General features: G+C 73.8%; 24 protein-coding genes. 13 read left to right on the top strand and 11 right to left on the bottom strand.

What is annotated here, in order from left to right; all coding sequences use genetic code 11:
- Nucleotides 1-18 precede the first annotated feature (18 nt).
- Nucleotides 19-1,020 (bottom strand): GNAT family N-acetyltransferase, encoded by a 1,002-nt coding sequence (locus tag ACFVXG_RS06595; RefSeq protein ID WP_387924956.1) that lies wholly within the window; start codon nt 1,018-1,020, stop codon nt 19-21.
- A gap of 133 nt (nt 1,021-1,153) precedes the next feature.
- Here ACFVXG_RS06595 and fdxA point away from each other — a divergent pair, with 133 nt between their 5' ends.
- Entirely contained in the window at nt 1,154-1,480 is a 327-nt protein-coding gene (fdxA, locus tag ACFVXG_RS06590; RefSeq protein ID WP_030287402.1) for a ferredoxin, read from the top strand.
- A 20-nt stretch (nt 1,481-1,500) separates the two neighbouring features.
- Entirely contained in the window at nt 1,501-2,649 is a 1,149-nt protein-coding gene (dapC, locus tag ACFVXG_RS06585; RefSeq protein ID WP_387924954.1) for a succinyldiaminopimelate transaminase, read from the top strand.
- A 115-nt stretch (nt 2,650-2,764) separates the two neighbouring features.
- Here the strand turns inward: dapC and ACFVXG_RS06580 are convergent, their stop codons facing one another.
- Nucleotides 2,765-3,568, bottom strand: a complete 804-nt coding sequence (locus tag ACFVXG_RS06580; RefSeq protein ID WP_387924952.1) for a hypothetical protein — start codon at nt 3,566-3,568, stop codon at nt 2,765-2,767.
- A gap of 309 nt (nt 3,569-3,877) precedes the next feature.
- Nucleotides 3,878-4,945, bottom strand: coding sequence for a hypothetical protein (locus ACFVXG_RS06575; RefSeq protein ID WP_387924950.1), 1,068 nt, complete (start codon nt 4,943-4,945; stop codon nt 3,878-3,880).
- 146 nt (nt 4,946-5,091) lie between these two features.
- Here ACFVXG_RS06575 and dapE point away from each other — a divergent pair, with 146 nt between their 5' ends.
- Complete coding sequence (dapE, locus tag ACFVXG_RS06570; RefSeq protein ID WP_387924949.1) at nt 5,092-6,168, top strand: succinyl-diaminopimelate desuccinylase; 1,077 nt, start codon at nt 5,092-5,094, stop codon at nt 6,166-6,168.
- A 112-nt stretch (nt 6,169-6,280) separates the two neighbouring features.
- Nucleotides 6,281-7,090 (top strand): TIGR00730 family Rossman fold protein, encoded by an 810-nt coding sequence (locus ACFVXG_RS06565; RefSeq protein ID WP_387924947.1) that lies wholly within the window; start codon nt 6,281-6,283, stop codon nt 7,088-7,090.
- A gap of 16 nt (nt 7,091-7,106) precedes the next feature.
- Here the strand turns inward: ACFVXG_RS06565 and folP are convergent, their stop codons facing one another.
- Nucleotides 7,107-7,919, bottom strand: a complete 813-nt coding sequence (gene folP / locus ACFVXG_RS06560; RefSeq protein ID WP_387925738.1) for a dihydropteroate synthase — start codon at nt 7,917-7,919, stop codon at nt 7,107-7,109.
- Nucleotides 7,920-8,099: 180 nt separating this feature from the next.
- Here folP and ACFVXG_RS06555 point away from each other — a divergent pair, with 180 nt between their 5' ends.
- A complete protein-coding gene (locus ACFVXG_RS06555; RefSeq protein WP_387924945.1) occupies nt 8,100-8,528 on the top strand; it encodes a DivIVA domain-containing protein in 429 nt (142 codons plus the stop codon).
- The gene (locus ACFVXG_RS06550; RefSeq protein WP_387924944.1) at nt 8,525-9,133 is read left to right on the top strand and encodes a DNA-3-methyladenine glycosylase I; all 609 of its coding nucleotides are present in this window, start codon (nt 8,525-8,527) and stop codon (nt 9,131-9,133) included. Before ACFVXG_RS06555 ends, ACFVXG_RS06550 begins: the two co-directional genes overlap by 4 nt.
- Here the strand turns inward: ACFVXG_RS06550 and ACFVXG_RS06545 are convergent.
- On the bottom strand, nt 9,130-9,930 hold the full coding sequence (locus ACFVXG_RS06545) for an enoyl-CoA hydratase-related protein (protein ID WP_387924942.1): 801 nt from the start codon (nt 9,928-9,930) through the stop codon (nt 9,130-9,132). The two genes, ACFVXG_RS06550 and ACFVXG_RS06545, sit on opposite strands and share 4 nt — an antisense overlap.
- Before the next feature lie 296 nt (nt 9,931-10,226).
- On the opposite strand from ACFVXG_RS06545, the gene ACFVXG_RS06540 reads away from it, so the two are divergent.
- A complete protein-coding gene (locus tag ACFVXG_RS06540) occupies nt 10,227-10,394 on the top strand; it encodes a DUF3117 domain-containing protein (RefSeq protein ID WP_014137929.1) in 168 nt (55 codons plus the stop codon).
- A gap of 131 nt (nt 10,395-10,525) precedes the next feature.
- Here the strand turns inward: ACFVXG_RS06540 and ACFVXG_RS06535 are convergent, their stop codons facing one another.
- The gene (locus tag ACFVXG_RS06535) at nt 10,526-11,158 is read right to left on the bottom strand and encodes an O-methyltransferase (protein WP_030287423.1); all 633 of its coding nucleotides are present in this window, start codon (nt 11,156-11,158) and stop codon (nt 10,526-10,528) included.
- Between the two features lie 288 nt (nt 11,159-11,446).
- Between ACFVXG_RS06535 and sigE the strand changes: the two genes are divergently transcribed.
- From sigE to ACFVXG_RS06515, 4 genes are all read left to right on the top strand, one after another.
- Complete coding sequence (gene sigE / locus ACFVXG_RS06530) at nt 11,447-12,175, top strand: RNA polymerase sigma factor SigE (RefSeq protein ID WP_387925736.1); 729 nt, start codon at nt 11,447-11,449, stop codon at nt 12,173-12,175.
- The gene (locus ACFVXG_RS06525) at nt 12,172-13,203 is read left to right on the top strand and encodes an anti-sigma factor family protein (protein WP_387924941.1); all 1,032 of its coding nucleotides are present in this window, start codon (nt 12,172-12,174) and stop codon (nt 13,201-13,203) included. Before sigE ends, ACFVXG_RS06525 begins: the two co-directional genes overlap by 4 nt.
- Before the next feature lie 129 nt (nt 13,204-13,332).
- Nucleotides 13,333-13,767: a sec-independent translocase gene (locus ACFVXG_RS06520; RefSeq protein ID WP_387924939.1), complete on the top strand. Its 435-nt coding sequence runs from the start codon at nt 13,333-13,335 to the stop codon at nt 13,765-13,767.
- A 234-nt stretch (nt 13,768-14,001) separates the two neighbouring features.
- The gene (locus tag ACFVXG_RS06515) at nt 14,002-14,679 is read left to right on the top strand and encodes a hypothetical protein (protein ID WP_387924937.1); all 678 of its coding nucleotides are present in this window, start codon (nt 14,002-14,004) and stop codon (nt 14,677-14,679) included.
- A gap of 191 nt (nt 14,680-14,870) precedes the next feature.
- On the opposite strand, the gene ACFVXG_RS06510 is transcribed toward ACFVXG_RS06515, so the two are convergent.
- The 4 genes from ACFVXG_RS06510 to ACFVXG_RS06495 form a co-directional block, all read right to left on the bottom strand.
- A complete protein-coding gene (locus tag ACFVXG_RS06510) occupies nt 14,871-16,031 on the bottom strand; it encodes an Mrp/NBP35 family ATP-binding protein (protein WP_387924935.1) in 1,161 nt (386 codons plus the stop codon).
- Nucleotides 16,032-16,087: 56 nt separating this feature from the next.
- Nucleotides 16,088-16,636 carry a DUF1003 domain-containing protein gene (locus ACFVXG_RS06505; protein WP_387925735.1) on the bottom strand — a complete coding sequence of 183 codons (549 nt, stop codon included), beginning with the start codon at nt 16,634-16,636 and terminating at the stop codon, nt 16,088-16,090.
- 76 nt (nt 16,637-16,712) lie between these two features.
- The gene (locus ACFVXG_RS06500) at nt 16,713-17,999 is read right to left on the bottom strand and encodes a magnesium transporter MgtE N-terminal domain-containing protein (RefSeq protein WP_387924934.1); all 1,287 of its coding nucleotides are present in this window, start codon (nt 17,997-17,999) and stop codon (nt 16,713-16,715) included.
- Nucleotides 18,000-18,128: 129 nt separating this feature from the next.
- Nucleotides 18,129-18,668 carry a hypothetical protein gene (locus ACFVXG_RS06495; RefSeq protein ID WP_387924933.1) on the bottom strand — a complete coding sequence of 180 codons (540 nt, stop codon included), beginning with the start codon at nt 18,666-18,668 and terminating at the stop codon, nt 18,129-18,131.
- 131 nt (nt 18,669-18,799) lie between these two features.
- On the opposite strand from ACFVXG_RS06495, the gene ACFVXG_RS06490 reads away from it, so the two are divergent.
- The gene (locus ACFVXG_RS06490; protein ID WP_387924931.1) at nt 18,800-19,729 is read left to right on the top strand and encodes a DMT family transporter; all 930 of its coding nucleotides are present in this window, start codon (nt 18,800-18,802) and stop codon (nt 19,727-19,729) included.
- 28 nt (nt 19,730-19,757) lie between these two features.
- Here the strand turns inward: ACFVXG_RS06490 and corA are convergent, their stop codons facing one another.
- Nucleotides 19,758-20,879, bottom strand: a complete 1,122-nt coding sequence (gene corA / locus ACFVXG_RS06485) for a magnesium/cobalt transporter CorA (protein ID WP_387924930.1) — start codon at nt 20,877-20,879, stop codon at nt 19,758-19,760.
- Between the two features lie 402 nt (nt 20,880-21,281).
- On the opposite strand from corA, the gene ACFVXG_RS06480 reads away from it, so the two are divergent.
- Nucleotides 21,282-21,923, top strand: a complete 642-nt coding sequence (locus tag ACFVXG_RS06480; protein WP_387924929.1) for a suppressor of fused domain protein — start codon at nt 21,282-21,284, stop codon at nt 21,921-21,923.
- Nucleotides 21,924-22,029 lie beyond the last annotated feature (106 nt).

Here is a 22,029-nt window from a genome sequence, read left to right as displayed (position 1 = left end):
GATGGAACGGTCGGGCGGCTACTCCTGCGGAAGGAGTGCGTAGTGGTAAGTGTGACTGGTCGTGAAGCCGAGTCCGTCATAGAGCGCCCGCGCACCGTCGTTCTCCGCCTCGACCTGCAAGTACGCGCCGCTCGCCCCCTCCTCCGCCGCGCGGGCGGCGAGCACCGCCATGACCGCGGTCGCCAGCCCGGCCCGCCGGGCGTACGGCTGCACCTCGATCGCGCCGAAGCAGGCCCACGGGCCGTCGATGACGCAGCGTCCGATCGCAAGCGGGGGCTGCCCGGGGGCGCCGGGCGCGGTGGCGAACCAGACCGAGGGGCCGCCGTGCAGCACCTGCCGGGCCGCCGCGCGCACCGCCGGGTCCTCGCTCAGCTTCCCGTACAGCGACAGCCAGGCGTCGTCCGCGGTCCGGGCGAGCCGTACGCGGTCGTGCCCGGCGCCGGCCCGGGCCACCGCGGCCAGCGGGGCGGTGCGCACCTGGGTGGGGGAGCGCGGCGGGCCGAGCAGCGGCCGGAGCCGATCGTCCGTCCCGGGGGTGACCACCTCGACCAGGGCGGGCAGCCCGCGCGCCGCGTACCAGTCCCGGACGGCGGTCAGGGCGGCCGGCAGCGGCCGGCCCGGGTCGCCGAGCGCCTGGACGGAGTTGGCGCGCTGGGTGAACCCGGCGGCCGCGCGCAGCGTCCACTCGCCGAGCGCCTCCTGCTCGACCCCGGGCCAGCCGCGCCCGGCGGTCCGCTGCAGCTCGACCGGCGTGGCGGCGGGCAGCGGCGCGCGCCGGGCCGGGAACAGCGGCACGACCTTGCCCGCGACCAGCAGCTTCTCCGGGAAGGCGACCGGTCCGCCCGAGCGGGGCTCGACCGTCAACCCGTGATCGTCCCACGATGTGAGCACGCCGATCACATCGCGGAACACCGGACGGTCGTCCACGAACTCGGAGAGGCGTCGCACGGAGACCCGAAGTCCCACGTCAGAGCGATCTATCCGGACTTCCGGACGGCGTTCCAGCTGGTCTCGGGTCATGATCCGGCCACCTCCTGTGCATTTGCCTGCTCCGACCCGCGATACTAGGGGCGGGCATCGACGACGCCGCGCTCACCGCGCACGGCAGCAGAACAGAACGGGCCGCCAGGCCCTTCCGAGGAGGAACGACAGCGTGACCTACGTCATCGCGCAGCCTTGTGTCGACGTGAAGGACAAGGCGTGCATCGAAGAGTGCCCGGTTGACTGCATCTACGAGGGCCAGCGTTCCCTCTACATCCACCCGGATGAGTGTGTCGACTGCGGCGCTTGCGAGCCGGTCTGCCCGGTCGAGGCGATCTTCTACGAGGACGACACTCCGGAGGAGTGGAAGGACTACTACAAGGCGAACGTCGAGTTCTTCGACGACCTGGGCTCGCCCGGCGGCGCCTCCAAGCTCGGCCTGATCGAGCGGGACCACCCGTTCATCGCCGCGCTGCCGCCGCAGAACGCCGACCACTGACGATCGGTGGCTACTGAGCTGTGAACACCAACAGCACGCGCGCGCCGTTCCCGGGCCACCCGGGGGCGGCGCGCCGCGTTTCCGACCGGCTCCCGGTGTTCCCCTGGGACAAGCTGGAGCCCTACAAGGCCACCGCCGTCGCCCACCCCGGTGGCCTCTGCGACTTCTCCGTCGGCACCCCCGTCGACCCGGTCCCCGAGCTGATCCAGAAGGCGCTGGCGGCCCACACCGACACGCCGGGCTACCCGACCGTCTGGGGCCCGCTGGAGCTGCGCGAGGCGATCGCCGGCTGGCTGAACCGCCGCTGCGGCGCCGTGGTCGGCCCGCGGGCCGTCCTGCCGACCGTCGGCTCCAAGGAGCTGGTGGCCTCGCTGCCGACCCAGCTCGGCCTCGGCCCGGGCGACCAGGTCGCCTACCCGCGACTGGCCTACCCGACCTACGAGGTGGGCGCACGGCTGTGCGGCGCCGAGCCGGTCGAGTACGACTCGGTGGACGAGCTGGACGGCTCCCGGGTGCGCCTGCTCTGGGTGAACTCGCCGTCCAACCCGACCGGCCGGGTGCTCGGCGCGGCCGAGCTGCGCCGCGCCGTCGAGTGGGCCCGGGAGCACCGGGTGCTGCTGGTCAGCGACGAGTGCTACTTCGAGCTGGGCTGGGAGGCCGAGCCGGTCTCCGTCCTGCACCCGGACGTCTGCGGTGGCGACCATGAGGGCCTGCTGGCCGTCCACTCGCTCTCCAAGCGCTCCAACCTGGCCGGCTACCGCGCGTCCTTCGTGGCGGGCGACCCGGTCGTGGTCGGGGAGCTGCTGGGGGTGCGCAAGCACGGCGGCATGATCGTGCCTGCGCCCGTCCAGGCGGCGACGATCGCGGCGCTCGCGGACGACGCGCACGTGGCCGAGCAGCGGGACCGCTACGCGGCCCGGCGTTCGGCGCTGCGCGCGGCGCTGGAGGCGTACGGCTTCCGGGTCGAGCACTCCGAGGCGAGCCTGTACCTGTGGGCGACCCAGGACCGCCCGTGCTGGGAGACCGTGGCCGAACTGGCCGGGCTGGGCATCCTGGTGGCGCCCGGTGACTTCTACGGGCCGTCCGGCGGCAACTTCGTGCGGGTCGCGTTCACCGCGACCGACGAGCGGGTCGCCGCGGCCGTGGAGCGGCTGACCGCGGCGCGCTGACGGTACGACGGAGGGGCCGGTGTTCCGAAACGGAACACCGGCCCCTCCTGCGTGTGCGGGCCTCGGCTGGGTCGCCGCGGCCGACTGCGGACCGACGAGCGGACCGACGGCGGTCCTACAGCGGCAGGCCGCTGATGCTGCCGCCGTTCACGCCGTTCAGCAGGCCGCCGACCGGGCCGAGCGCGCCGGTGAGGCCGGAGAGCGGGTTGTTCGGGCCGAGGTCGGCGCCGCCGAGGCGGTTGGCCGAGCCGTGCTCCGCGAGGCCGAGGACGTCGGTGGCGGGCAGGCCGCCGGGCAGCGCGTGCTCGACCGAGCCGAGCGGCAGGGCGCGCTCCACGGCGCTGGTCGGCAGCGCGTCGGTGACGGCGTTGGTGCTGGGGACGGCGCTGGAGAGCTTGTCGGCACCGGGAACCGCGTGAGCGAGGGCGCCCGCCTGGCCGAGGCCGCCGACCGGGCTGGTGTCGGCGTTGGCGCTGCGGGTGCCCATGCCCTTGCCGGTGACGGCCTCGCCGAGCTTGCCCGCCAGCGCCGAGGCGACCTTCGGGGTGACGGCGGAGAGCTGGCCGGTGGTGGCGGCGGTCTGGTCCACCGGGGCGGTCAGCGAGCTGGCCTTCTCGTTCGCCTCGGGGAGCTGGTGGGCGACGATGTTCCCGGCGGCGTCGGCGGAGGCCGGTACGCCCGCGGCGACGGTGGCGGCACCGGTGGTGCCGGCCGCCTGTCCGAGCTGGTGGGTGGTGTGCTGCAGGGTCGAACCGGTGTCGGTGTTGGTCAGCTGTCCCAGCGGCGCCGCGAGGTCGCTCTTGGGAAGAAGGGCGTCCCCGCCCAGGGCGGACGCGGAGCCGGCCGCGACCAGCGGGGTCGCTCCGGCCGCCACGACGAGCGCGGCCTGGGCGATCCGGCGCGTGAGGGAGTGAGACATGAGGCTCCTCGAAGGGGTCTGGGTCCGTCCCGTCCGCCGGGTGGACGATCCGGGTGCGGACGGGACCTGGCGGACGACGTTGTTACCGCTTGAGAAGCCAGAAGGTTTCGGCCGGTGCAAGGAAAGTGCCTGACCGACCATCGGATCGTACGACCGCAGCGGAGGCCCGTCCCCGATCCGCGGGAGGCCGTCGGACCGGCCCGGGGCAAGGGAAGTGACGGTTCTCCATCGGGGGCCGCCGGGGCGGGCGGGCGGTCCACCGGGGTTGACCGCAATCACCCGTCCGGCGGCTACCCGAACATGAGTGCGTCAGCTCTTCCCGTACGGGGCCAGGGTGACCTGGACGAGCTTGGTCGACGTCCCCGAGGTCTGGGTCTGCCAGCCGTCCTCCGACTCGGTCTTGCGCCAGATCTTCCCGTCGTAGGCGACCGTCGCGATGCCCAGCTGCTGGGCCTGGGCGACCGCCCAGTGGGCCACCTCCCAGCCGCTGGCCCGCTCCGCGGACGCCCCGGCGTCGCCCCCGGCGTCCGCCGAGGTGGTCAGCGCGGCGGCGGCCGGGTCCGGGGTCAGCGCGACGGCGTTCTCCGCGCCCTTGATCGTCGAGGTGTAGCCGGTGGCCGGGGTGACGGTGCGGCCGAACTCCCGGCGCACCCGGTCCGACAGCACCTGGGTGCGGTCCGGCTGCGCGGCCGGGGTGGCCGAGGCGCCGGCCGTCGGGGAGGGCGCGTCCGCCGGGTCCGGCTTGGCGTAGTCCTTCACCACGCAGCTGAACGAGGCGGGCTCGCGGCCGGCCAGCGCCGAGGTGAGCAGGGTCGCCTTGGTCTCGTGCTTGGCGTACGCCTGCGGGTAGCCGCTCTTCTGCACCGCCTGGGCCGCGTCGGTCAGCGGCAGCCGGGTGTAGCCGGGCACCTTGACCAGGCCGTCCAGGAACTTGTTGGTGGCGTACACCGGGTCCGCGATCTGCTCCGGGGTGCCCCAGCCCATCGAGGGCCGCTGCTGGAACAGGCCGATCGAGTCCCGGTCGCCGCCGGCCAGGTTGCGCAGCTTGGACTCCTGCATCGCGGTCGCCAGCGAGATCGCCGTCGCCCGGTCGGGCAGGTTCCGCGCCCGCGCCACCGCGGCGATCGTCGCCGCGTTGGCGGCCTGCGGCAGCTCCAGCGTGCCGCTGCCGGCCGCGGTCTTCACGGTGCACTCCTCCGTGGCGCCCTGCCGGAAGCCGAACCACCAGATCCCGACCACCGCCAGGCCCGCGACCATCGCCAGGCCGAGCAGCCCGACCAGCACGAGCAACAGCGCGCGGACCGGACCGCGACGGCGGGGCGCCACTTCGTCGCCCAGCTCGTCGCCCAGCTCCTCGCTGTTCCTTCTCCTGGCCACCGTCGCCCCTCTCGCGCCCGCCTTCTTGATCCGACACCGTACCCACTCGGACGGATGTGCGGCGCAATCCGGTTGCCGAACCGGAGGCGTTCCATGTCACAGAACGACCACACGGAGTGCACAAGCGACGGCACTAGGCTGACGCCATGAGCAGCCCGAACCCGACGCCCTTGGACCTGACCATCGACGGTGGGGCGCTGACCGCCCGGCTCGTCGACTTCCCCTCGGTGAGCGGCGACGAGCAGGCACTCGCCGACGCCGTCGAGGCCGCCCTGCGCGGCTACCCGCACCTGACCGTGGACCGCTACGGCAACAACGTGGTTGCCCGGACGAACCTGGGCCGCGCCGAGCGCGTCGTGCTGGCCGGCCACCTGGACACCGTGCCGATCGCCGACAACCTGCCCTCCTACGTCGACGGCGACCTGCTCTACGGCTGCGGCACCTCGGACATGAAGTCCGGCGTGGCCGTGGCGCTGCGGCTCGCCGCCACCCTGCCCGAGCCCAACCGCGACCTCACCTACGTGTTCTACGACTGCGAGGAGGTGGAGGCCCACCGCAACGGCCTCGGCCACCTCGCCAAGGACCGCCCGGACTGGCTGGCCGCCGACTTCGCGGTGCTGATGGAGCCCAGCGGCGCCATGGTCGAGGGCGGCTGCCAGGGCACCCTGCGGGCCCAGATCCGGCTCAGCGGCGTGCGCGCCCACGCGGCCCGCAGCTGGCTCGGCGACAACGCCATCCACCACGCCGCCGAGGTGCTCACCCGGCTGGCGACCTACGAGCCGCGCCGGGTGGAGATCGACGGCCTGGAGTACCGCGAGGGCCTCAACGCGGTGCGGATCGACGGCGGCGTGGCCGGCAACGTGATCCCGGACGAGTGCGTCGTCACGATCAACTTCCGCTACGCGCCGGACCGCAGCGAAGCCGAGGCGGAGAAGCACGTCCGCGAGGTCTTCGACGGCTTCGAGCTGACCGTGACCGACTTCGCCCCCGGCGCCCTCCCCGGCCTGTCCCAGCCGGCCGCGCAGGCCTTCCTGGCGGCCACCGGCGGCCAGGCCCGGGCCAAGTTCGGCTGGACCGACGTCGCCCGGTTCAGCGCGCTCGGCGTCCCGGCGGTCAACTACGGCCCCGGCGACCCGAACTTCGCCCACAAGCGGGACGAGCACTGCTCGCTGACCGCCATCGCCGAGACCGAGGACCGCCTGCGGGCCTGGCTGACCAGCTGAATCGAAAGCGTTCGCGGTCGATCCGCAGGCCGGTCGAACGCCACCTTCCGGTTGCCCAACCGACCTTCCCCCGTTGCCTGAAATCGGGGGGAGGTCGGCGTAGGGTTTCGTCATGACAGGCACAGGAGACGACAAGCAGTACGGACACGGCCCCGAGCAGGTCGGCGTGCCGCGGAAGAAGAAGGCCTGGCCCGAGAAGCAGAAGGGCCCGGTGCTCGTACGCCGGGACCAGGTCGGAACCAGCACCACGGACCAGCGCCTGCTGGACACCACGGGCCCCACCGACTGGCTGCACACCGATCCCTGGCGGGTGCTGCGGATCACCTCCGAGTTCGTCGAGGGCTTCGGCGCCCTCGCCGAACTCCCGCCCGCGATCAGCGTGTTCGGCTCGGCCCGGACGCCGGCCGACTCGCCCGAGTACGAGGCCGGGGTGGCCATCGGCCGGGCCCTCGCCGAGGCCGGCTACGCGGTGATCACCGGCGGCGGCCCGGGCGCGATGGAGGCCGCCAACCGCGGCGCCACGGAGGCCGGCGGCCTCAGCGTCGGGCTCGGCATCGAGCTCCCCTTCGAGCAGGGGCTCAACGAGTTCGTCGACCTCGGGTTGAACTTCCGTTACTTCTTCGTCCGCAAGACGATGTTCGTGAAGTACGCCCAGGGCTTCGTGGTGCTGCCCGGCGGCCTCGGCACGCTGGACGAGCTGTTCGAGGCGCTCACCCTGGTGCAGACGAAGAAGGTCACCCGCTTCCCGGTGATCCTCTACGGCAGCGCCTACTGGGGCGGCCTCTACGAGTGGCTGAAGAACACCCTGGTCGCGCAGGGCAAGGCGGCCCCGCGCGACCTGGAGCTGTTCCACATCACCGACGAGATCGACGAGGTCCTGAAGATCCTCGCCGACGCCCGCCGACCCGCGAACGAGATCTAGCGGCGCTTGGGGTTTCTCAGGCCAGCCCCCGGCGGGCGACCGCCGGGGGGCGGGTGCCCCGGATCGAGGCGACCATGTCCAGCACCTGGCGGGTCTCCTCGACCTGGTGCACCCGGTAGACCCGGGCGCCCAGCCAGGCCGAGACCGCCGTGGTGGCCAGGGTGCCGAGCAGCCGCTCGTTCACCGGCCGGTCCAGGGTCTCGCCGACGAAGTCCTTGTTGGAGAGGGACACCAGCACCGGGAAGCCGGTCGCGGTCATCTCCGGCAGCCGCCGGGTGGCCTCCAGCGAGTGCCGGGTGTTCTTGCCGAAGTCGTGCCCCGGGTCGATGATCACCGCGTCCCGGCGGACGCCCAGCTCCACCGCCCGCTCGGCCAGCCCGACGGTGACCCGCAGGATGTCCGCCATCACGTCCTCGTACCCGGTCCGGTGCGGCCGGGTGCGCGGCTCGGCGCCGCCCGCGTGGGTGCAGACCAGCCCGGCGTTGTATCGGGCGGCCACCTCGGCGAGCTTCGGGTCCACCCCGCCCCAGGCGTCGTTCAGCAGGTCCGCGCCCACCTCGCAGACCGCCTCGCCGACCTCGTGCCGCCAGGTGTCCACGCTGATCACCGCCTCGGGGTGGCGCTTGCGCAGCTCGGCCACGAACGGCACGGTGCGCCGCAGCTCCTCCTCGACCGTGACCTCGTCGCCCGGGCCGGCCTTGACCCCGCCGATGTCCAGGATCGCCGCGCCCTGCGCCATCGCGCGGTCGGCGGCGGCGAACGCGGCCTCGTCGGCGAAGGTCGCCCCCTTGTCGAAGAACGAGTCCGGGGTCCGGTTCACGATCGCCATGATCACCAGCTCGTCGTCACCGAATTCGCGCGGTCCCAGGCGCAGTGCCACCGATGTCTCCTCCACAGCTGCTGCGGGTGCGATGATGGCCCCCGGCCTCACTAGGGACCATGCTGTCATGATCAGCCCGGTTCCCTGGCCCCTCGGAGGAGGCCGACCGGGAGTTCGGGAGGACAGCTCGTGTTCTGGGTGATCGTGGTCGCCATGGCCGTGGTGGTCGGCGGCGCCGCGCTGGTTGCGCTCGGTGGGGGCGGCTCGATGCCGGAGGCGGTGCCGGACCGCATCGCCGCGCGGCTGCCGCAGGACCGCCCGCTGAGCAAGACGGACGTCGACGAGCTGCGCCTGCCGATGGCCGTGCGCGGCTACCGGATGGACGAGGTGGACGACGTCCTGGACCGCCTCGGAGCCGAACTCGCCTACCGCGACTCGCGGATCGCCGAACTCGAGGCCGCCGCCCACCTGCGCGGCGCGGTCGAGGCCACCACCGCCCCGGACCCGGCCGCCGAGCCGCTGCCCGGCCTGGAGGCCTTCGCCCAGGTGGTCCGGCCGGGCGGCGCGCCCGCCGACGCACCGGCCCCCGAGGACGCGAAGCCGGTGAAGGACCAGTGACCGAGGCGACCGGCGGTGCGGTGCTCGGCGCGGACGGCCTGCTCCGCTGCGGCTGGGGCGAGTCCACCGACGACTACCGCGTCTACCACGACACCGAGTGGGGCCGGCCGGTGCACGGCGACGACGCCCTGTTCGAACGGGTCTGCCTGGAGGCCTTCCAGTCCGGCCTGTCCTGGCTGACCATCCTGCGCCGCCGGGAGGGCTTCCGCGCCGCGTTCGCCGGCTTCGAGATCGGCAAGGTCGCCGAGTTCGGCGAGGCCGACAAGGAGCGGCTGCTCGCCGACGCCGGCATCATCCGCAACCGCGCCAAGATCGACGCGGCGATCGCCAACGCCCGGGTCGCCCGCGACCTGGACGGCGGCCTGGACGCGCTGATCTGGCAGTTCGCCGCCGACCCGGACCGACCGGCGCCCCGCACGCTGAGCGAGGTGCCGGCCGTCACCCCCGAGTCGACGGCACTGGCGAAGGCGCTGAAGAAGGCGGGCTTCCGCTTCGTCGGCCCGACCACCGCCTACGCCCTGATGCAGGCCTGCGGCCTGGTCGACGACCACCTGGCGGACTGCCACGTCCGCACCGGCGGTCGGAAGAAGCGCCAGCAGCCCTAGCGGCCGACGTACTTCGGCTTCTCCTTGGCGATGAAGGCGCGCACCGCGATCCGGTGGTCCTCGCTCTCCCCGGCCAGGGTCTGCAGCTCGTCCTCCTTGTCGAGCAGTTCGTCCAGCGAGTGCGAGGCGCCGTAGGCCAGCGAGGCCTTGATGGCGCCGTAGGCGACCGTCGGGCCCTCGGCCAGCTCGCGGGCGAAGACCCGTGCGGTGGCGGCGAGTTCGTCGGCCGGCACGACCTTGGTGGCCAGGCCCAGCTCCATCGCCTCGGCGGACTTGACCGTCCGGGGCAGCATCAGCAGCTCGGTGGCCTTGGCGTGCCCGACCAGCCGGGGCAGCGTCCAGGACGCGCCGGAGTCGGCGGTCAGGCCGATCCCGGCGAAGGCGGTGTTGAAGCCGGCCCGGTCGGACAGGATCCGGAAGTCGCAGGCGAAGGCGAGCGAGGCGCCCGCGCCGGCCGCCACCCCGCCGACCGCGGCGACGGTCGGCTTGCGCATGCCGGCCAGTGCCCGGGTCAGCGGGTTGTAGTGCTCGGCGACGGTCCGCAGCGCGCCTTCGCCGGTCTCCTCGAACCGCTTGAGCAGTGCCAGGTGCTCGTTCAGGTCCTGCCCGACGCAGAACGCCCGCTCGCCCGCCCCGGTCAGCAGCACCGCGCGCACGGCCGCGTCCCCGGCCGCCTCGGTCACGGCGTCGCGCAGCGCGACCTTGGTGGCCACGTCCAGGGCGTTCATCGCCTCCGGGCGGTTGATGGTGATGACGGCCAGGCCGCCGTCCAGCTCGTACAGCACGGAATCGGACATGGGGGAGGGCTCCCTAAACGATCGTCGTGTGGGTGGTCGTGCCAGGATGCCGGAGCGCGGGGCGCCGTGGGGAGTGTGAGGTATCGCACCTTCCGGCGGTGCCGCCACCACCGCCACGCCAGGGCTTATCGCGCCAATTGCGGTGGTTGCGGCCGGTCCGGCCGTGGTTGCACCGAGAGTGATGTTGGTCATCAGGCCGTGGCATGCGGGATAATGGCTTCCGATCAATGCGTTCGATACCGGCGGTGGACGGACTGCCGGTGCGTAGCTGAGCGGTTGCAGGAAGGGGAACGAGCATGGCGGCCATGAAGCCGCGGACGGGTGACGGCCCGCTCGAAGTCACCAAAGAGGGGCGGGGCATCATCATGCGCGTTCCGCTCGAAGGCGGCGGACGCCTCGTGGTGGAGCTCACGCCTGACGAGGCCGACGCCCTGGGCGAGGCCCTGAAGAAGGCCTGCGGCTGACCGCAGCGGGTGCTCGCCGTCTCCTGGAGACGTACCGCCGGGCCCGGGCACGACGTCATGTCGGCCCGGGCCCGCGCGTGCTCCGGGCCCGGACCGCACCCGAGGCGGGCCGCACCCGGCCCGGCCCGCGGCTAGCGCTTCACGGCGCAGAGCAGCCCGTCCGAGACCGGCAGCAGGGCGGGCAGCAGCGCGTCGCTCTCCCGCACGTCCCGCACCAGGTCCCGGACCGCGCCGGTCTGCGGGTCCTGGAGTTCCGGCTCGGCGAGCCGGCCCTCCTGGAAGACCCCCTCGAAGCAGACCATCCCGCCGGGCCGCAGCAGCCGCAGCGACTCCAGCAGGTACTCGCGCGACTCGGCCGGGTCCCCGTCGCAGAACACCAGGTCGTACTGGCCGTCGGCGAGCCGGGGCAGCACCTCCAGGGCCCGGCCCGGTATGAACCGCGAGCGGTTGGCCGCGAACCCGGCCGCCTGGTAGGCCTCGCGGGCCAGCTGCTGGCGCACCGGCTCCGAATCGACCGTGGTGAGCACGCCGTCCGGCCGCATTCCGCGCAGCAGGTAGACGCCGGAGACGCCGGTGCCGGTGCCGATCTCGGCCACCGCCTTGGCGTCCAGTGCGGCGGCCAGCAGCCGTAGACAGGCACCGCCGCTCGGTCCGATGGCCCGTATGCCGGTCCGTGCGGACTGGGCCCGGGCGTAGGTCAGCACCGCGTCCTCGCCCACGTAGGTGTCGGCGAGGGCCGCGCGCGCGGGCCCGAACTCGCTGATGGCTGCCTCTTTCGGAGCCCCGGGTGGCGGCCCGGTGCCGGGGGATGTCGATATTTCCTGCCACAGGTTACTGGCCGGGCGGGAACCGCGTACGGCGGCGGGCCGTTGTCACTGAGGACCGGGTGCGCAAGACCTCCCGGGCACTTTTATCCAGGCTTGACGGGTGAGGTGGATATGGTGGTGGCCCTGCTGGGCAGAAGAGCCGACCGAGGAGGTGTGGCCGAGGGCGACGTCCCTGTGCGGCGGCACTCCCGCGGCACCGCGTCGGCCCGTACGCCGAAGCCCGTGATGAACCAGCCTGCGCACTCCGACCTGGACCAGCCCGCCGCCGCCCTGCCGGCCGCCGGTACCGCCGAGGCCCCTGTCCTCGCGACCTTCGCCGAGGGTCCCGACTCGCAGAGCTGGACTCCGCCCACGTGGGAGGAGATCGTCGAGGCGCACAGCGCCCGGGTCTACCGGCTCGCGTACCGCCTGACGGGCAACCAGCACGACGCCGAGGACCTCACCCAGGAGGTCTTCGTCCGGGTGTTCCGTTCGTTGTCGACCTACACCCCCGGTACGTTCGAGGGCTGGTTGCACCGGATCACCACCAACCTGTTCCTGGACATGGTCCGCCGCCGCCAGCGGATCCGCTTCGACGCGCTCGGCGAGGACGCGGCCGAGCGGCTCGCCTCCCGCGAGCCCAGCCCGGCCCAGCACTTCAGCGACACCCACTTCGACGCCGACGTGCAGCAGGCCCTGGACACCCTCGCCCCGGAGTTCCGCGCCGCCGTGGTGCTCTGCGACATCGAGGGCCTGTCCTACGAGGAGATCGCCGCCACCCTGGGCGTGAAGCTCGGCACCGTCCGCAGCCGCATCCACCGCGGCCGCTCCCACCTGCGCGCCGCCCTCAAGCACCGCGCCCCCGGCTCGGCCCCGGGCCGCGAGCGCCGCGGCGGCTCGGAGGAGCCGGTGCCGGTCGGCGTCGCCGCCGAGGTCGCGACTGCGCCGGGCGGGCGCGGACGGAGGCGATCGTGAGCGGAACCAGCTGGTCCGGTCCGGACCGTTCGGATGCGTCCGACCGGTCCTCGGCCTGGCGGAGCTGGGCACTGCCGGGACGACGCGGCACCGGGGACCCGGTGGGCGGCGAACCCGGTGACCCCCTGCTGCCCGCCGTCCCGCTGCCCGCCGACACGGCACTGCGCGCGCTGCCCGTACGGCCCGCCGAACCCGCGGCCGAGGAGCACCACCTCGGCGACCGGCTGTCCGCCTTCCTGGACGGCGAACTCGGCCACGACTCCCGCGAGCGGGTCCTGGCCCACCTGGCCACCTGTCCGCAGTGCAAGGCCGAGGCCGACGAGGGCCGGTCCGTCAAGCACCTGCTGACCCGCACCGACACCCCCGGCCCCTCCTCCGCGCTGATGGCCCGGCTGATGGCCGTCGGCAGCCTCCCGGACGACGCCCCGGCGGACGCCGGCTGGCCGCGCGGCCGCGGCCGCGACGACGACGACCTCCCCGGTGGCGGCGTGCCCGCCACCGGCACGCTCGGCGGCAGCCGGCTGACCGGCGGCTCCTTCGGCCGCGGCGCCGGAGCCTCCTTCGGCGGGGGCGCGCTCGGCGCCGACGCCCCGGTGCCCGGGGTCGACCCGCGCGCCTTCGGCCGCGGCTCGGTGCTGCGACCCCTCATGGGGCGGCGCACCGGCCGTCCGGAGGACGTCGCCCGACCCGACCGCACCGCCGCCCGCCCGCAGCCCGCCGCGGCCGCCGTACGGCCCTCCGCGGCCCGTGGCCGCCGGCTGGTCTTCGCCGCCGCGGGCGCCTTCTCGGTCGCCGCGGTGACGCTCGGCGGCGTCGGCGGGCTCACCCAGGGCGAGGAGCAGCACGGCACCACGGTCAGCCCGGTCGGCGGCAGCGGCCGCACCGGCCTGGTCCCGATGAACGCGGAGGTCCCGGTGGACTTCTTCCCGGGCCGCCCGGTGGCCGCCACCCGCGAAGCGGCGGCGCCGTCCTCCTCGCCGGAGCGCTTCCCGGGCAACTTCGCCGCCCTGCGCCAGCAGATCCGCTAGTCGAACGACAACCGAGCTTGCCCCGGCCACCGGCTGGTCTTTACCACGGCTTCATCCCGCTGTGGACCAGGGACCCGCCGGTGGCCATTACCCTGTAGGAACCGTCGTCCGACGAGCTAGGGAGCAAAGGTGTTCAGCGACGTAGGTGGGCTGGAGATCCTGACCCTGATCGTGATGGCGATCATCATCTTCGGCCCCGACAAGCTGCCGAAGCTGATCCAGGACACCATGGGCTTCATCCGGAAGATCCGTTCCTTCGCCGACACCGCGAAGGAGGACATCCGCAGCGAGCTGGGGCCCGAGTTCAAGGACTTCGAGTTCGAGGACCTCAACCCCAAGACCTTCGTCCGCAAGCAGCTCATGGGCGACGAGCAGGACCCGCTGGGCCTGAAGGACATGAAGGACTCGCTCGACATCCGCTCCGTCCTGGACGACAAGCCCGCCGCTCCGGTGAACTCCCGGGCGGGCAGCGTGAGTTTCGACAAGGCCGCCGCGGCGCCCGTCTCCACCGGCGCCCCGCTGCAGCCCGGCGAGCGGCCCCCGTTCGACCCCGACGCCACCTGATCCGGACCGGACGACCGCGGGCCCGGCCCCGCCCACGACCTGACGCCACCGCCCGCCGGCCCGCCCGGCTGAGCGGGGCGACGGCCTGTGCGCCGCTATTGTGCTGATTGTTCCCGTTGAGCCGTCCGTCACATCTGCGCCCGCGCGGGGCCGGTACGGCCCCCGGGAACGCCGAGGTACGCCACCATGGGAGCGCGCCACGGCAGGCACACGTGCGTTTGAGGAGGCCCGGGGATGGACGCGACGAGTCAGACGGGAGGGGCGACGGTCACGGCCGGCGGCCCGGTGGTCGGCGGACAGGCCGGCCCGGCGGACCCGCTGGTGCCCTACCTGTCCGCCGACTTCCCCTGGTACGGCCTGGACGACGGCTGGACCGGCCGCCGCTTCCTGATGCAGGCCGGCGCCGGAACCCCGCGCGGCGGGGCGGCCGGCACCGTCGACTACGGCACCCTCGGCCACGGCGACGAGCCGGCCAAGCAGTACGAGCCGCGCGACGTGCGGAAGTTCGCCGTCGTGGTCACCATGGCCCGCCGGGACAGCCGCCGCAGCGCCGACAACACCGGCACGCTGGAGGCGACTTCCGCCTCCTCGGCCGCCTGGCTGGCCGGCTCCGGCCTGCTCGCCGCGACCTGGCCCGGCCAGCTGGACCGCGCGCTGCGCCAGGACTGGCTGGACCAGCAGAGCAACCTGGCCTGGGACCTCGCCGACGACCTGGCCGGGCCCGGCTGGTCGACCCTGAGCCTGCCGGTCAACGGCCTGCCGCAGCCCTTCCGCTACCGGGAGTCCGAGTACGGCTGGGTGCTGGCGGGCGAGGCCCCCGGCGTGCTGCTGGGCGCCTTCGGCCGGGGCGTCAGCGCCTACGGCGTCGGCTTCGCCACCGTGCCCGACCTGGGCGGCTACGCCCGGCCGTAGGGCGTGCGGAGACGTCGAGGGCCCGGGTGGAATCCACCCGGGCCCTCGTCAGCTAGTCGCCCGCTCGCCTCCGGGGCGCTCGGACCCGGTGCCGACGGTCGGCGCTCCGGCGCTCGTGCCTCGCTTGTCGCTTCTCCCTTTCGGCACCGGCGCGCCCCTTCGGCTCGGGGGCGGAGACTCGCCCGCTCGCGTCAGAACTTGTTCTTGGGCGTCAGCCCCAGCGACATGCCGGACAGTCCGCGCTGGCGGCCGCCGAGCTTGCCGGCCACGGCGCGCAGGGCGGCGCCGGCCGGGGAGTCGGGGGCGGCGAGCACGACCGGGCGGCCGTCGTCGCCGCCCTCGCGCAGCCGGACGTCGATCGGGATCGAGCCGAGCACCGGGACGGTGGCGCCGACGGTGCGGGTCAGCGCGTCCGCGACGGTCTGGCCGCCGCCGGTGCCGAAGACGTCGATCATCTCGTCGCAGTGCGGGCACGGCATGCCGGACATGTTCTCGATCACGCCGACGATCTTCTGGTGGGTCTGCACCGCGATGGTGCCGGCCCGCTCGGCCACCTCGGCGGCGGCCATCTGCGGGGTGGTGACGATCAGGATCTCCGCGTTGGGGACCAGCTGGGCCACCGAGATCGCGATGTCGCCGGTGCCGGGCGGCAGGTCCAGCAGCAGCACGTCCAGGTCGCCCCAGTACACGTCGGCGAGGAACTGCTGCAGCGCGCGGTGCAGCATCGGGCCGCGCCAGACCACCGGGGCGTTGCCCGGGGTGAACATGCCGATCGAGATGACCTTCACGCCGTTCGCCTGCGGCGGCATGATCATGTCCTGGACCTGGGTGGGCCGGCCCTCGACGCCCAGCATGCGCGGCACGCTGTGGCCGTAGATGTCGGCGTCCACGACGGCGACCTTCAGCCCGTCGGCGGCCATCGCCGCGGCCAGGTTGACGGTCACCGAGGACTTGCCGACGCCGCCCTTGCCGGAGGCGACGGCGTAGACCCGGGTCAGCGTGCCCGGCTTGGCGAACGGGATCTCCCGCTCGGGGGCGCCGCCGCGCAGCAGCTGGGAGAGCTCCTTGCGCTGCTCGTCGCTCATCACGTCGAGTTCGACCTCGACGCCGGTCACGCCGGGCACCTTGCCGACCGCCTCGCGGACCCGGGTGACGATGGTGTCGCGCATCGGACAGCCGGAGACGGTCAGGTAGACCGCGACGCGCACCGCGCCGTCCTCGGCGATCCCGACCGATTTCACCATGCCGATCTCGGTGATCGGGCGGTTGATCTCCGGGTCGTTGACGGTCGCCAGCGCCTGGCGTACGGAGTCCTCCGTGACGCCGGCCGCGACCTCTGTCTCGTTGGCCATGCCTTGATGGTACGGCGCCCGGCGAACTGCTTAACCGGCCGGTAGCGTGCCGCCGGTCACAAGGACTCGGAGGCTTCCCGCCGTTCGTCGATCTCCTTGAGCAGCGACTGGAGCTCGGAACGGATGAAGTCCCGGGTCGCCACCTCGCCGAGGCCGTGCCGCAGGGCCGCGACCTCGCGGGCCAGGTACTCGGTGTCGGCGATGTTGCGGTCGCTGCGGGCCCGGTCCTGCTCCATGTTGACGCGGTCCCGGTTGTCCTGCCGGTTCTGCGCCAGCAGGATCAGCGGCGCCGCGTAGGAGGCCTGCAGCGACAGCACCAGGGTGAGGAAGATGAACGGGTACTCGTCGAAGCGCGCGTCCGCCGGAAGCATGGTGTTCCACAGCACCCAGACGACGATCAGCACCGTCATCCAGACGATGAACCGCCCGGTGCCGAGGAAGCGGGCGATCCGCTCCGACAGCACGCCGAAGGCCTCGGGGTCGTAGGACGGCAGGGTCAGCAGGCCGGGCCGGGCGGTGCGCGGCTGGTCGAGCCGGGTGCGGTTGGAGCCGGTGATGGGGGAGGTCTCCAGGCGGTCCCGGCCGCCGCCCTCGCGGGTGCGCAGTTCGCGCAGCTGGCGCAGCTCCCGCAGTTCGCCCTGCAGCCGCCGGCGGGCGGACTCGCCCGGCCGTCCGTTGCGGTCACCGTCCACCGTGCACCTCGTCTCTGTCGTCGTCCCCGGCGTGCAGCGCGGCGTCGCGCCAGTCCTCGGGCAGCAGGTGGTCCAGCACGTCGTCGACGGTCACCGCGCCGAGCAGGTGGTCGGCCTCGTCCACGACCGGCGCGGCCACCAGGTTGTACGTCGCCAGGTAGCTGGTGACCAGCGACAGCGGGGTGTCCGGCGGCAGCGCGTCCAGGTCGTCGTCGACCAGCGAGCCGACCAGGACGTACGGGGGCTCGCGCAGCAGCCGCTGGAAGTGCACCGTGCCCAGGTACTTGCCGGTCGGGGTCTCGTTCGGCGGCCGGCAGACGTACACCTGGGCGGCCAGCGCGGGCTTGTGGTCGCGGATCCGGATCCGGGCCAGCGCCTCGGCGACCGTCGCGTCCGGCTCCAGGACGATCGGCTCGGTGGTCATCAGACCGCCGGCGGTGTCCTCCTCGTAGGAGAGCAGGCGGCGGACCGGCTCGGCCTCCTCCGGCTCCATCAGCCCGAGCAGCCGTTCGGCCTCGTCGCCGGGCAGTTCGGAGAGCAGGTCGGCGGCGTCGTCCGGGTCCATAGCCTCCAGGACGTCGGCGGCCCGCTCGCCCTGGAGCTTGCCGATGATCTCGACCTGGTCGTCCTCGGGCAGCTCCTCCAGGACGTCCGCGAGCCGCTCGTCGGGCAGCGCGGCGGCCACCTCGGCGCGGCGCTTGGCGGACAGGTGGTGCATCACGCTGGCGAGGTCGGCGGGGCGCAGCTGTTCGAAGGTGGCGAGCAGGTTGGCCGCGCCCTGGTCCTGCTCGGGCAGCGCGAAGCCGGTGACGTCCTGCCAGTCCAGGGTGAGCCGTTCGCCCTTGCCCTTGCGCAGCCGGGTGGCCCGGCCGACCTGGACGAAGACCTTGCTGACCTCCCACTCGCGCAGCCGGGTCTGCACCATGCCGACGTCCAGCACGGTGACGTCCTCACCGGTCTTGGACCAGGAGACGGTGCGGTCCAGCAGCTCGGCGAGCACCAGGGTCTCGGAGGGGCGCTGCTCGAAGCGGCGCAGGTTGATCAGGCCGGTGGTGAGCACCTGGCCGGACTCCAGGCTGGTCACCCTGGTCATCGGCAGGAAGATCCGGCGCCGGGCGACGACCTCGACCACCAGGCCGAGCACCAGCGGCGGGCGGCCGCCGAGGCGCAGCGAGACGACCACGTCCCGGACCCGCCCGACCTGGTCGCCGTTCGGGTCGAAGACCGCGATGGCGGAGAGATGGGAGATGAAGACCCGGCTGCCTGGCCCTGCCATGAACTCCCTCGACTCGCTCGACGCCGTCCGGTGCGCGCCTGGGCGCACGTCCGGCCTAGGCTACCCGCGGCGCGTGCGCCCGGCCCGGTGAGGCACGGTAGCGGTCCCAGGAGTCCTCGGCGTGAACCTTTAGCGGCGCTTGAACAGCAGTTTGGGCAGTCCGGCCGGGATCGGGCGGCGGGTGGTGGCCGGGGTGGGCATCGGGTGGGCGGCGTGCGAGCCGTCCGGCATCGCGCCCGGGTGCTCGGTCAGCGCGCCGACCGGCCGCAGCCGCAGCACCCGGCACTCGCGGGCCCAGCGCTCGGCGATGGTGTCGGTGTCGGGCGCGTTCAGCCGCTTGCCCTTGAGCTCCTCGACGGCGCCCAGCCAGGCCTCGCCGTGCGGGGCCAGCTCGACCACCTCGGCGCTCCAGCCGGTCAGCCGGCCGCCCTTGTCCTTGCTGCGCACGGTGACCACGGCGCCGGCGCCCGCCGTCAGGCCGTGCAGCGGCTGCTCGCCGCCCCCGCCGACCACCACCACCGCGCCGTCGTGCCAGGCGTGCCAGAGCGGGCGGGACTGCGCCTCGCCGTCCGCGCGCACCCAGAGCAGGCCGGACTTCTTCGCGGCCTCCTCCAGCAGGGCCTGGTCGAGGAAGTCGTCGGCGGTGGGGGCGGCGGAGTTGCGGTCCATGGCGGACAGCGTACGGCTTTCCGGCCCGCGCCCGTCCGCCGGATGTCTCAGCCCCCGGGCGACAGTTCCATTGGCGGCCCACGGGCCTTACCGTATGAGCGCCCCGCCCCCGCGACCAGCGAAGGAGCGCCGTGCCCGCCGCCCGGCCCGCGACCGCCCCCGCCCCTGCCACCGCCGCCGACCAGCGGCCCGCGCACCCGCTGCCCACCGTCGACCTGCTGCTGCTCGCGGTGTCGATCGGCGGCATCTCCTTCTCCGGCCCGCTGATCTCCGCGACCGCCGCGCCCGCGCTGGCCATCGCCTTCTGGCGCAACGTCATGTCGGTCGGCGCCCTCGGCCCGTACGCGCTGCTGCGCCACCGCGCCGAACTGCGCGGGATCGGCCGGCGGGCGCTGCTGCTCGCGGTCGCCGCCGGGGCGCTGCTCGCGGTGCACTTCGCGCTCTGGATGCCCAGCCTGCGGATGACCTCGGTGGCCTCCGCGACCGCGCTGGTGACCACCACCCCGCTGTGGACGATCCTGCTGATGCGGCTGTTCGGCGTCCGCGCGCCGAGGATGGTCTGGCTCGGTACGGTCGTCGCCTTCGCCGGCGTGCTGGTGCTGACCGGCGTCGACCTCTCGATGTCCCCGCGGGCCCTGCTCGGGGACGGCCTCGCGCTCGCCGCGGGCCTGGCCGCAGCCGGGTACATGCTGCTGGGGGCGGAGGTCCGCAAGACCGTCAGCACCACCGGGTACACCCTGGTCTGCTACGCCACCACGGCGGTCGGCCTGCTGGTGATCTGCCTGGCCACCGGGACGCGGCTGTCCGGCTGGTCGGCCGGGGCCTGGTGGCAGATCGTGCTGCTGATGGTGACCGCGCAGCTGCTCGGGCACTCGCTGAGCAACCGGGTGGTGCGCACCCTCGGCCCGTCGATCACCTCCACCGCGATCCTGCTGGAGACCCCGGGCGCGGCCCTGATCGCCGCCCTCTGGCTCGGCCAGTGGCCCCCGGCGGCGGCCTACCCGGCGGTGGTGCTGATCCTGCTCGGCCTGGTCCTGGTCGCCCGGGGCGGGCGGCGCTGACCGGGGGAGCGGGGAGAGGGGCCGGGGGCTACAGCCAGCCGTTGCGGCGGAAGCCCCGGTACATCCCGACGCAGATCACCGCGATCGCGCCGAGCACCAGCGGATAGCCGTAGGCGTGGTGCAGTTCGGGCATGTAGTCGAAGTTCATGCCGTACACGCCGGTGATCATGGTGGGCACCGCGAAGATCGCCGCCCAGGCGGTGATCTTGCGCATGTCCTCGTTCTGCGCCACCGACACCTGCGCCAGGTTCGCCTGGAGCAGCGAGTTCAGCAGTTCGTCGAAGCCGTGCACCTGCTCGGTGACCCGGGCCAGGTGGTCGGCGACGTCCCGGAAGTACTTCTGGACATCCGGGTCGACCAGGCCCTGCGACGGCTCGGATAGCTGCTGCATCGGACGCAGCAGCGGCGCCACCGCGCGCTTGAACTCCAGTACCTCGCGCTTGAGTTGGTACACCCGGCCGACGTCCGCGCTGCGTGCGCCCTTGGCCGAGAAGACGCCGTACTCGATCTCGTCCACGTCGTTCTGCAGCCGATCGGCGACCAGCAGGTAGTTGTCCACCACGTGGTCGGCGATCGCGTGCAGCACCGCGGCCGGGCCCTTGGCGAGCAGTCCGGCCTCGTCCGCGTCCGCCTCCAGTCGGTGCCGCAGCTCCTGCAGCGAGCCGTGGCCGCCGTGCCGCACGGTGATCACGAAGTCCCGCCCGGCGAAGACCATCAGCTCGCCGGTCTCCACCACCTCGCTGGTGGGCGTGAGTTGGTCGTGCTCGACGTAGCGGATGGTCTTGAAGACGGCGAACAGCACGTCGTCGTAGCGCTCCACCTTGGGCCGCTGGTGGGCGTGCACCGCGTCCTCCACCGCGAGCGGGTGCAGGCCGAACCGCTGGGCGATGCCCTCGAACTCGGCCCCGGTCGGCTCGTGCAGTCCGATCCAGCTGAACGAGCCCGCGGTGTCCGGGAGTTGGTGGGCCGCCTTGACCCGGCGGACGGCCTCGCGGGGGCTGCAGGCCTCGCCGTTGCGCCGGCCGTGCTGGTAGACCGCGCAGTCCACGACCGCCGATCCGCTGCCCTCGGGCACGGCGTCGTACGTCCCGGCGGCGCCCCGACGGCGGTTGGTGCGGACGGCGGCGCGCAGGCTGTTGATCATCGACATGGCAGGCTCCCTGGGGCAGGAGCCGTCGCACGGCGGCGAAGAGGGGCCGAGGGCAGGGCCGTGGTGCGACGGCGAAGAACACCGGTGAAGGGGGATGGAGGTGCTCTCCCGGCCGGTCCGTCCGCCGCCGGCCGCGCCCGGGCCACTGCGGCTGGATCAGCCGCTCAGGCCTGCGGTGCGGGGGTGCGGGGACGTCGGGGCCGGGCAGAGCTGCCGGTACTGCATGGTCGGCCGGTATCCACCGCAACCACCTCCTTCGCGCCGCCGCCCCGGGACGAACGATCCCGGTGGCCAGTCGCTCACCCTAACATCTGACCGGGTATCGGCGCCCCGGGCGTTCGCCGGCCCCCGCCCGTACGCCCCCGCGCGGACGCCGGGGCGGCCCGGGTTACGCTCACCGGCATGGCGCACGACTTCCCGTCCTTCGGCGACCCCCACGGCGGCAGCTCCCCGGAACTCACCCGGGAGGCGGTGTTGGCCGCCGTCGAGGCCCGGCTGATCTCGACCCTCGGCGAACCGAGCGGCCGCGCCGCCGTCACCTTCCTCGGCACCGACCGGATCGAGGTGCTGCGCTTCGGCCCGGACCCCGAGGGCCTGGTCCGCTACGCGACGCTCGGGATGTCGGCCGCCCCGATGGCCGACCCGACCCAGCCGGTCGCCGACCAGCTGCGCGGACCGCGGGTCGAGCTGGTGCTGACGGTGCGCGGCGGGCGGGACGGCGTGCTGCGCAGCCTCGCCACCTTCGCCGCGACCCCGCAGGTCGAGGGCCTGGTGGTGGCCCCGGGCGGCTCGTTGGACCTCGGCGCCCCGCTCTGGGACGGCGCCCCGTTCACCTCGGTGCTGGCCGCCGAGCCGGGCGGGCTGGTCGAGGACCTGGAACTGGCCGAGCCCGCCGAGCCGGTGCGCTTCCTGCCGCTGCTGCCGATGACGCCCAACGAGGCGGGCTGGAAGCGGGTGCACGGCGCGGCCGCGCTGCAGGAGCGCTGGCTGAACCAGGGCGCCGACCTGCGCGACCCGCAGCGGCGCGGCGTCAAGCTCGACTGACCCACGGTCAGGACGCGTACGGGACGCGGGCGGGAGGCGTACGGGGCGCGGGCGGGAGGCGTACGGCCGTGCCCGCCCGCCCCGCCGCGCTCCGGTGCGCCGGAGC

The sequence above is a fragment of the Kitasatospora sp. NPDC058162 genome, from assembly GCF_042884005.1.
Lineage (GTDB): Bacteria > Actinomycetota > Actinomycetes > Streptomycetales > Streptomycetaceae > Kitasatospora.
Note: the sequence above shows the minus strand (reverse complement) of the source record. Positions and strands in the feature narration are given on the sequence as shown.

What these genes read in the sequence shown, in the direction of transcription:
- ACFVXG_RS06595 (WP_387924956.1), bottom strand. Translation starts at nt 1,020, where the DNA reads ATGACCCGAGACCAGCTGGAACGCCGTCCGGAAGTCCGGATAGATCGC.
- ACFVXG_RS06580 (WP_387924952.1), bottom strand. Translation starts at nt 3,568, where the DNA reads ATGTCTCACTCCCTCACGCGCCGGATCGCCCAGGCCGCGCTCGTCGTG.
- dapE (WP_387924949.1), top strand. Translation starts at nt 5,092, where the DNA reads ATGAGCAGCCCGAACCCGACGCCCTTGGACCTGACCATCGACGGTGGG.
- ACFVXG_RS06565 (WP_387924947.1), top strand. Translation starts at nt 6,281, where the DNA reads ATGACAGGCACAGGAGACGACAAGCAGTACGGACACGGCCCCGAGCAG.
- folP (WP_387925738.1), bottom strand. Translation starts at nt 7,919, where the DNA reads ATGGCGATCGTGAACCGGACCCCGGACTCGTTCTTCGACAAGGGGGCG.
- ACFVXG_RS06545 (WP_387924942.1), bottom strand. Translation starts at nt 9,930, where the DNA reads ATGTCCGATTCCGTGCTGTACGAGCTGGACGGCGGCCTGGCCGTCATC.
- ACFVXG_RS06540 (WP_014137929.1), top strand. Translation starts at nt 10,227, where the DNA reads ATGGCGGCCATGAAGCCGCGGACGGGTGACGGCCCGCTCGAAGTCACC.
- sigE (WP_387925736.1), top strand. Translation starts at nt 11,447, where the DNA reads ATGAACCAGCCTGCGCACTCCGACCTGGACCAGCCCGCCGCCGCCCTG.
- ACFVXG_RS06515 (WP_387924937.1), top strand. Translation starts at nt 14,002, where the DNA reads ATGGACGCGACGAGTCAGACGGGAGGGGCGACGGTCACGGCCGGCGGC.
- ACFVXG_RS06510 (WP_387924935.1), bottom strand. Translation starts at nt 16,031, where the DNA reads ATGGCCAACGAGACAGAGGTCGCGGCCGGCGTCACGGAGGACTCCGTA.
- ACFVXG_RS06500 (WP_387924934.1), bottom strand. Translation starts at nt 17,999, where the DNA reads ATGGCAGGGCCAGGCAGCCGGGTCTTCATCTCCCATCTCTCCGCCATC.
- ACFVXG_RS06495 (WP_387924933.1), bottom strand. Translation starts at nt 18,668, where the DNA reads ATGGACCGCAACTCCGCCGCCCCCACCGCCGACGACTTCCTCGACCAG.
- corA (WP_387924930.1), bottom strand. Translation starts at nt 20,879, where the DNA reads ATGTCGATGATCAACAGCCTGCGCGCCGCCGTCCGCACCAACCGCCGT.
- ACFVXG_RS06480 (WP_387924929.1), top strand. Translation starts at nt 21,282, where the DNA reads ATGGCGCACGACTTCCCGTCCTTCGGCGACCCCCACGGCGGCAGCTCC.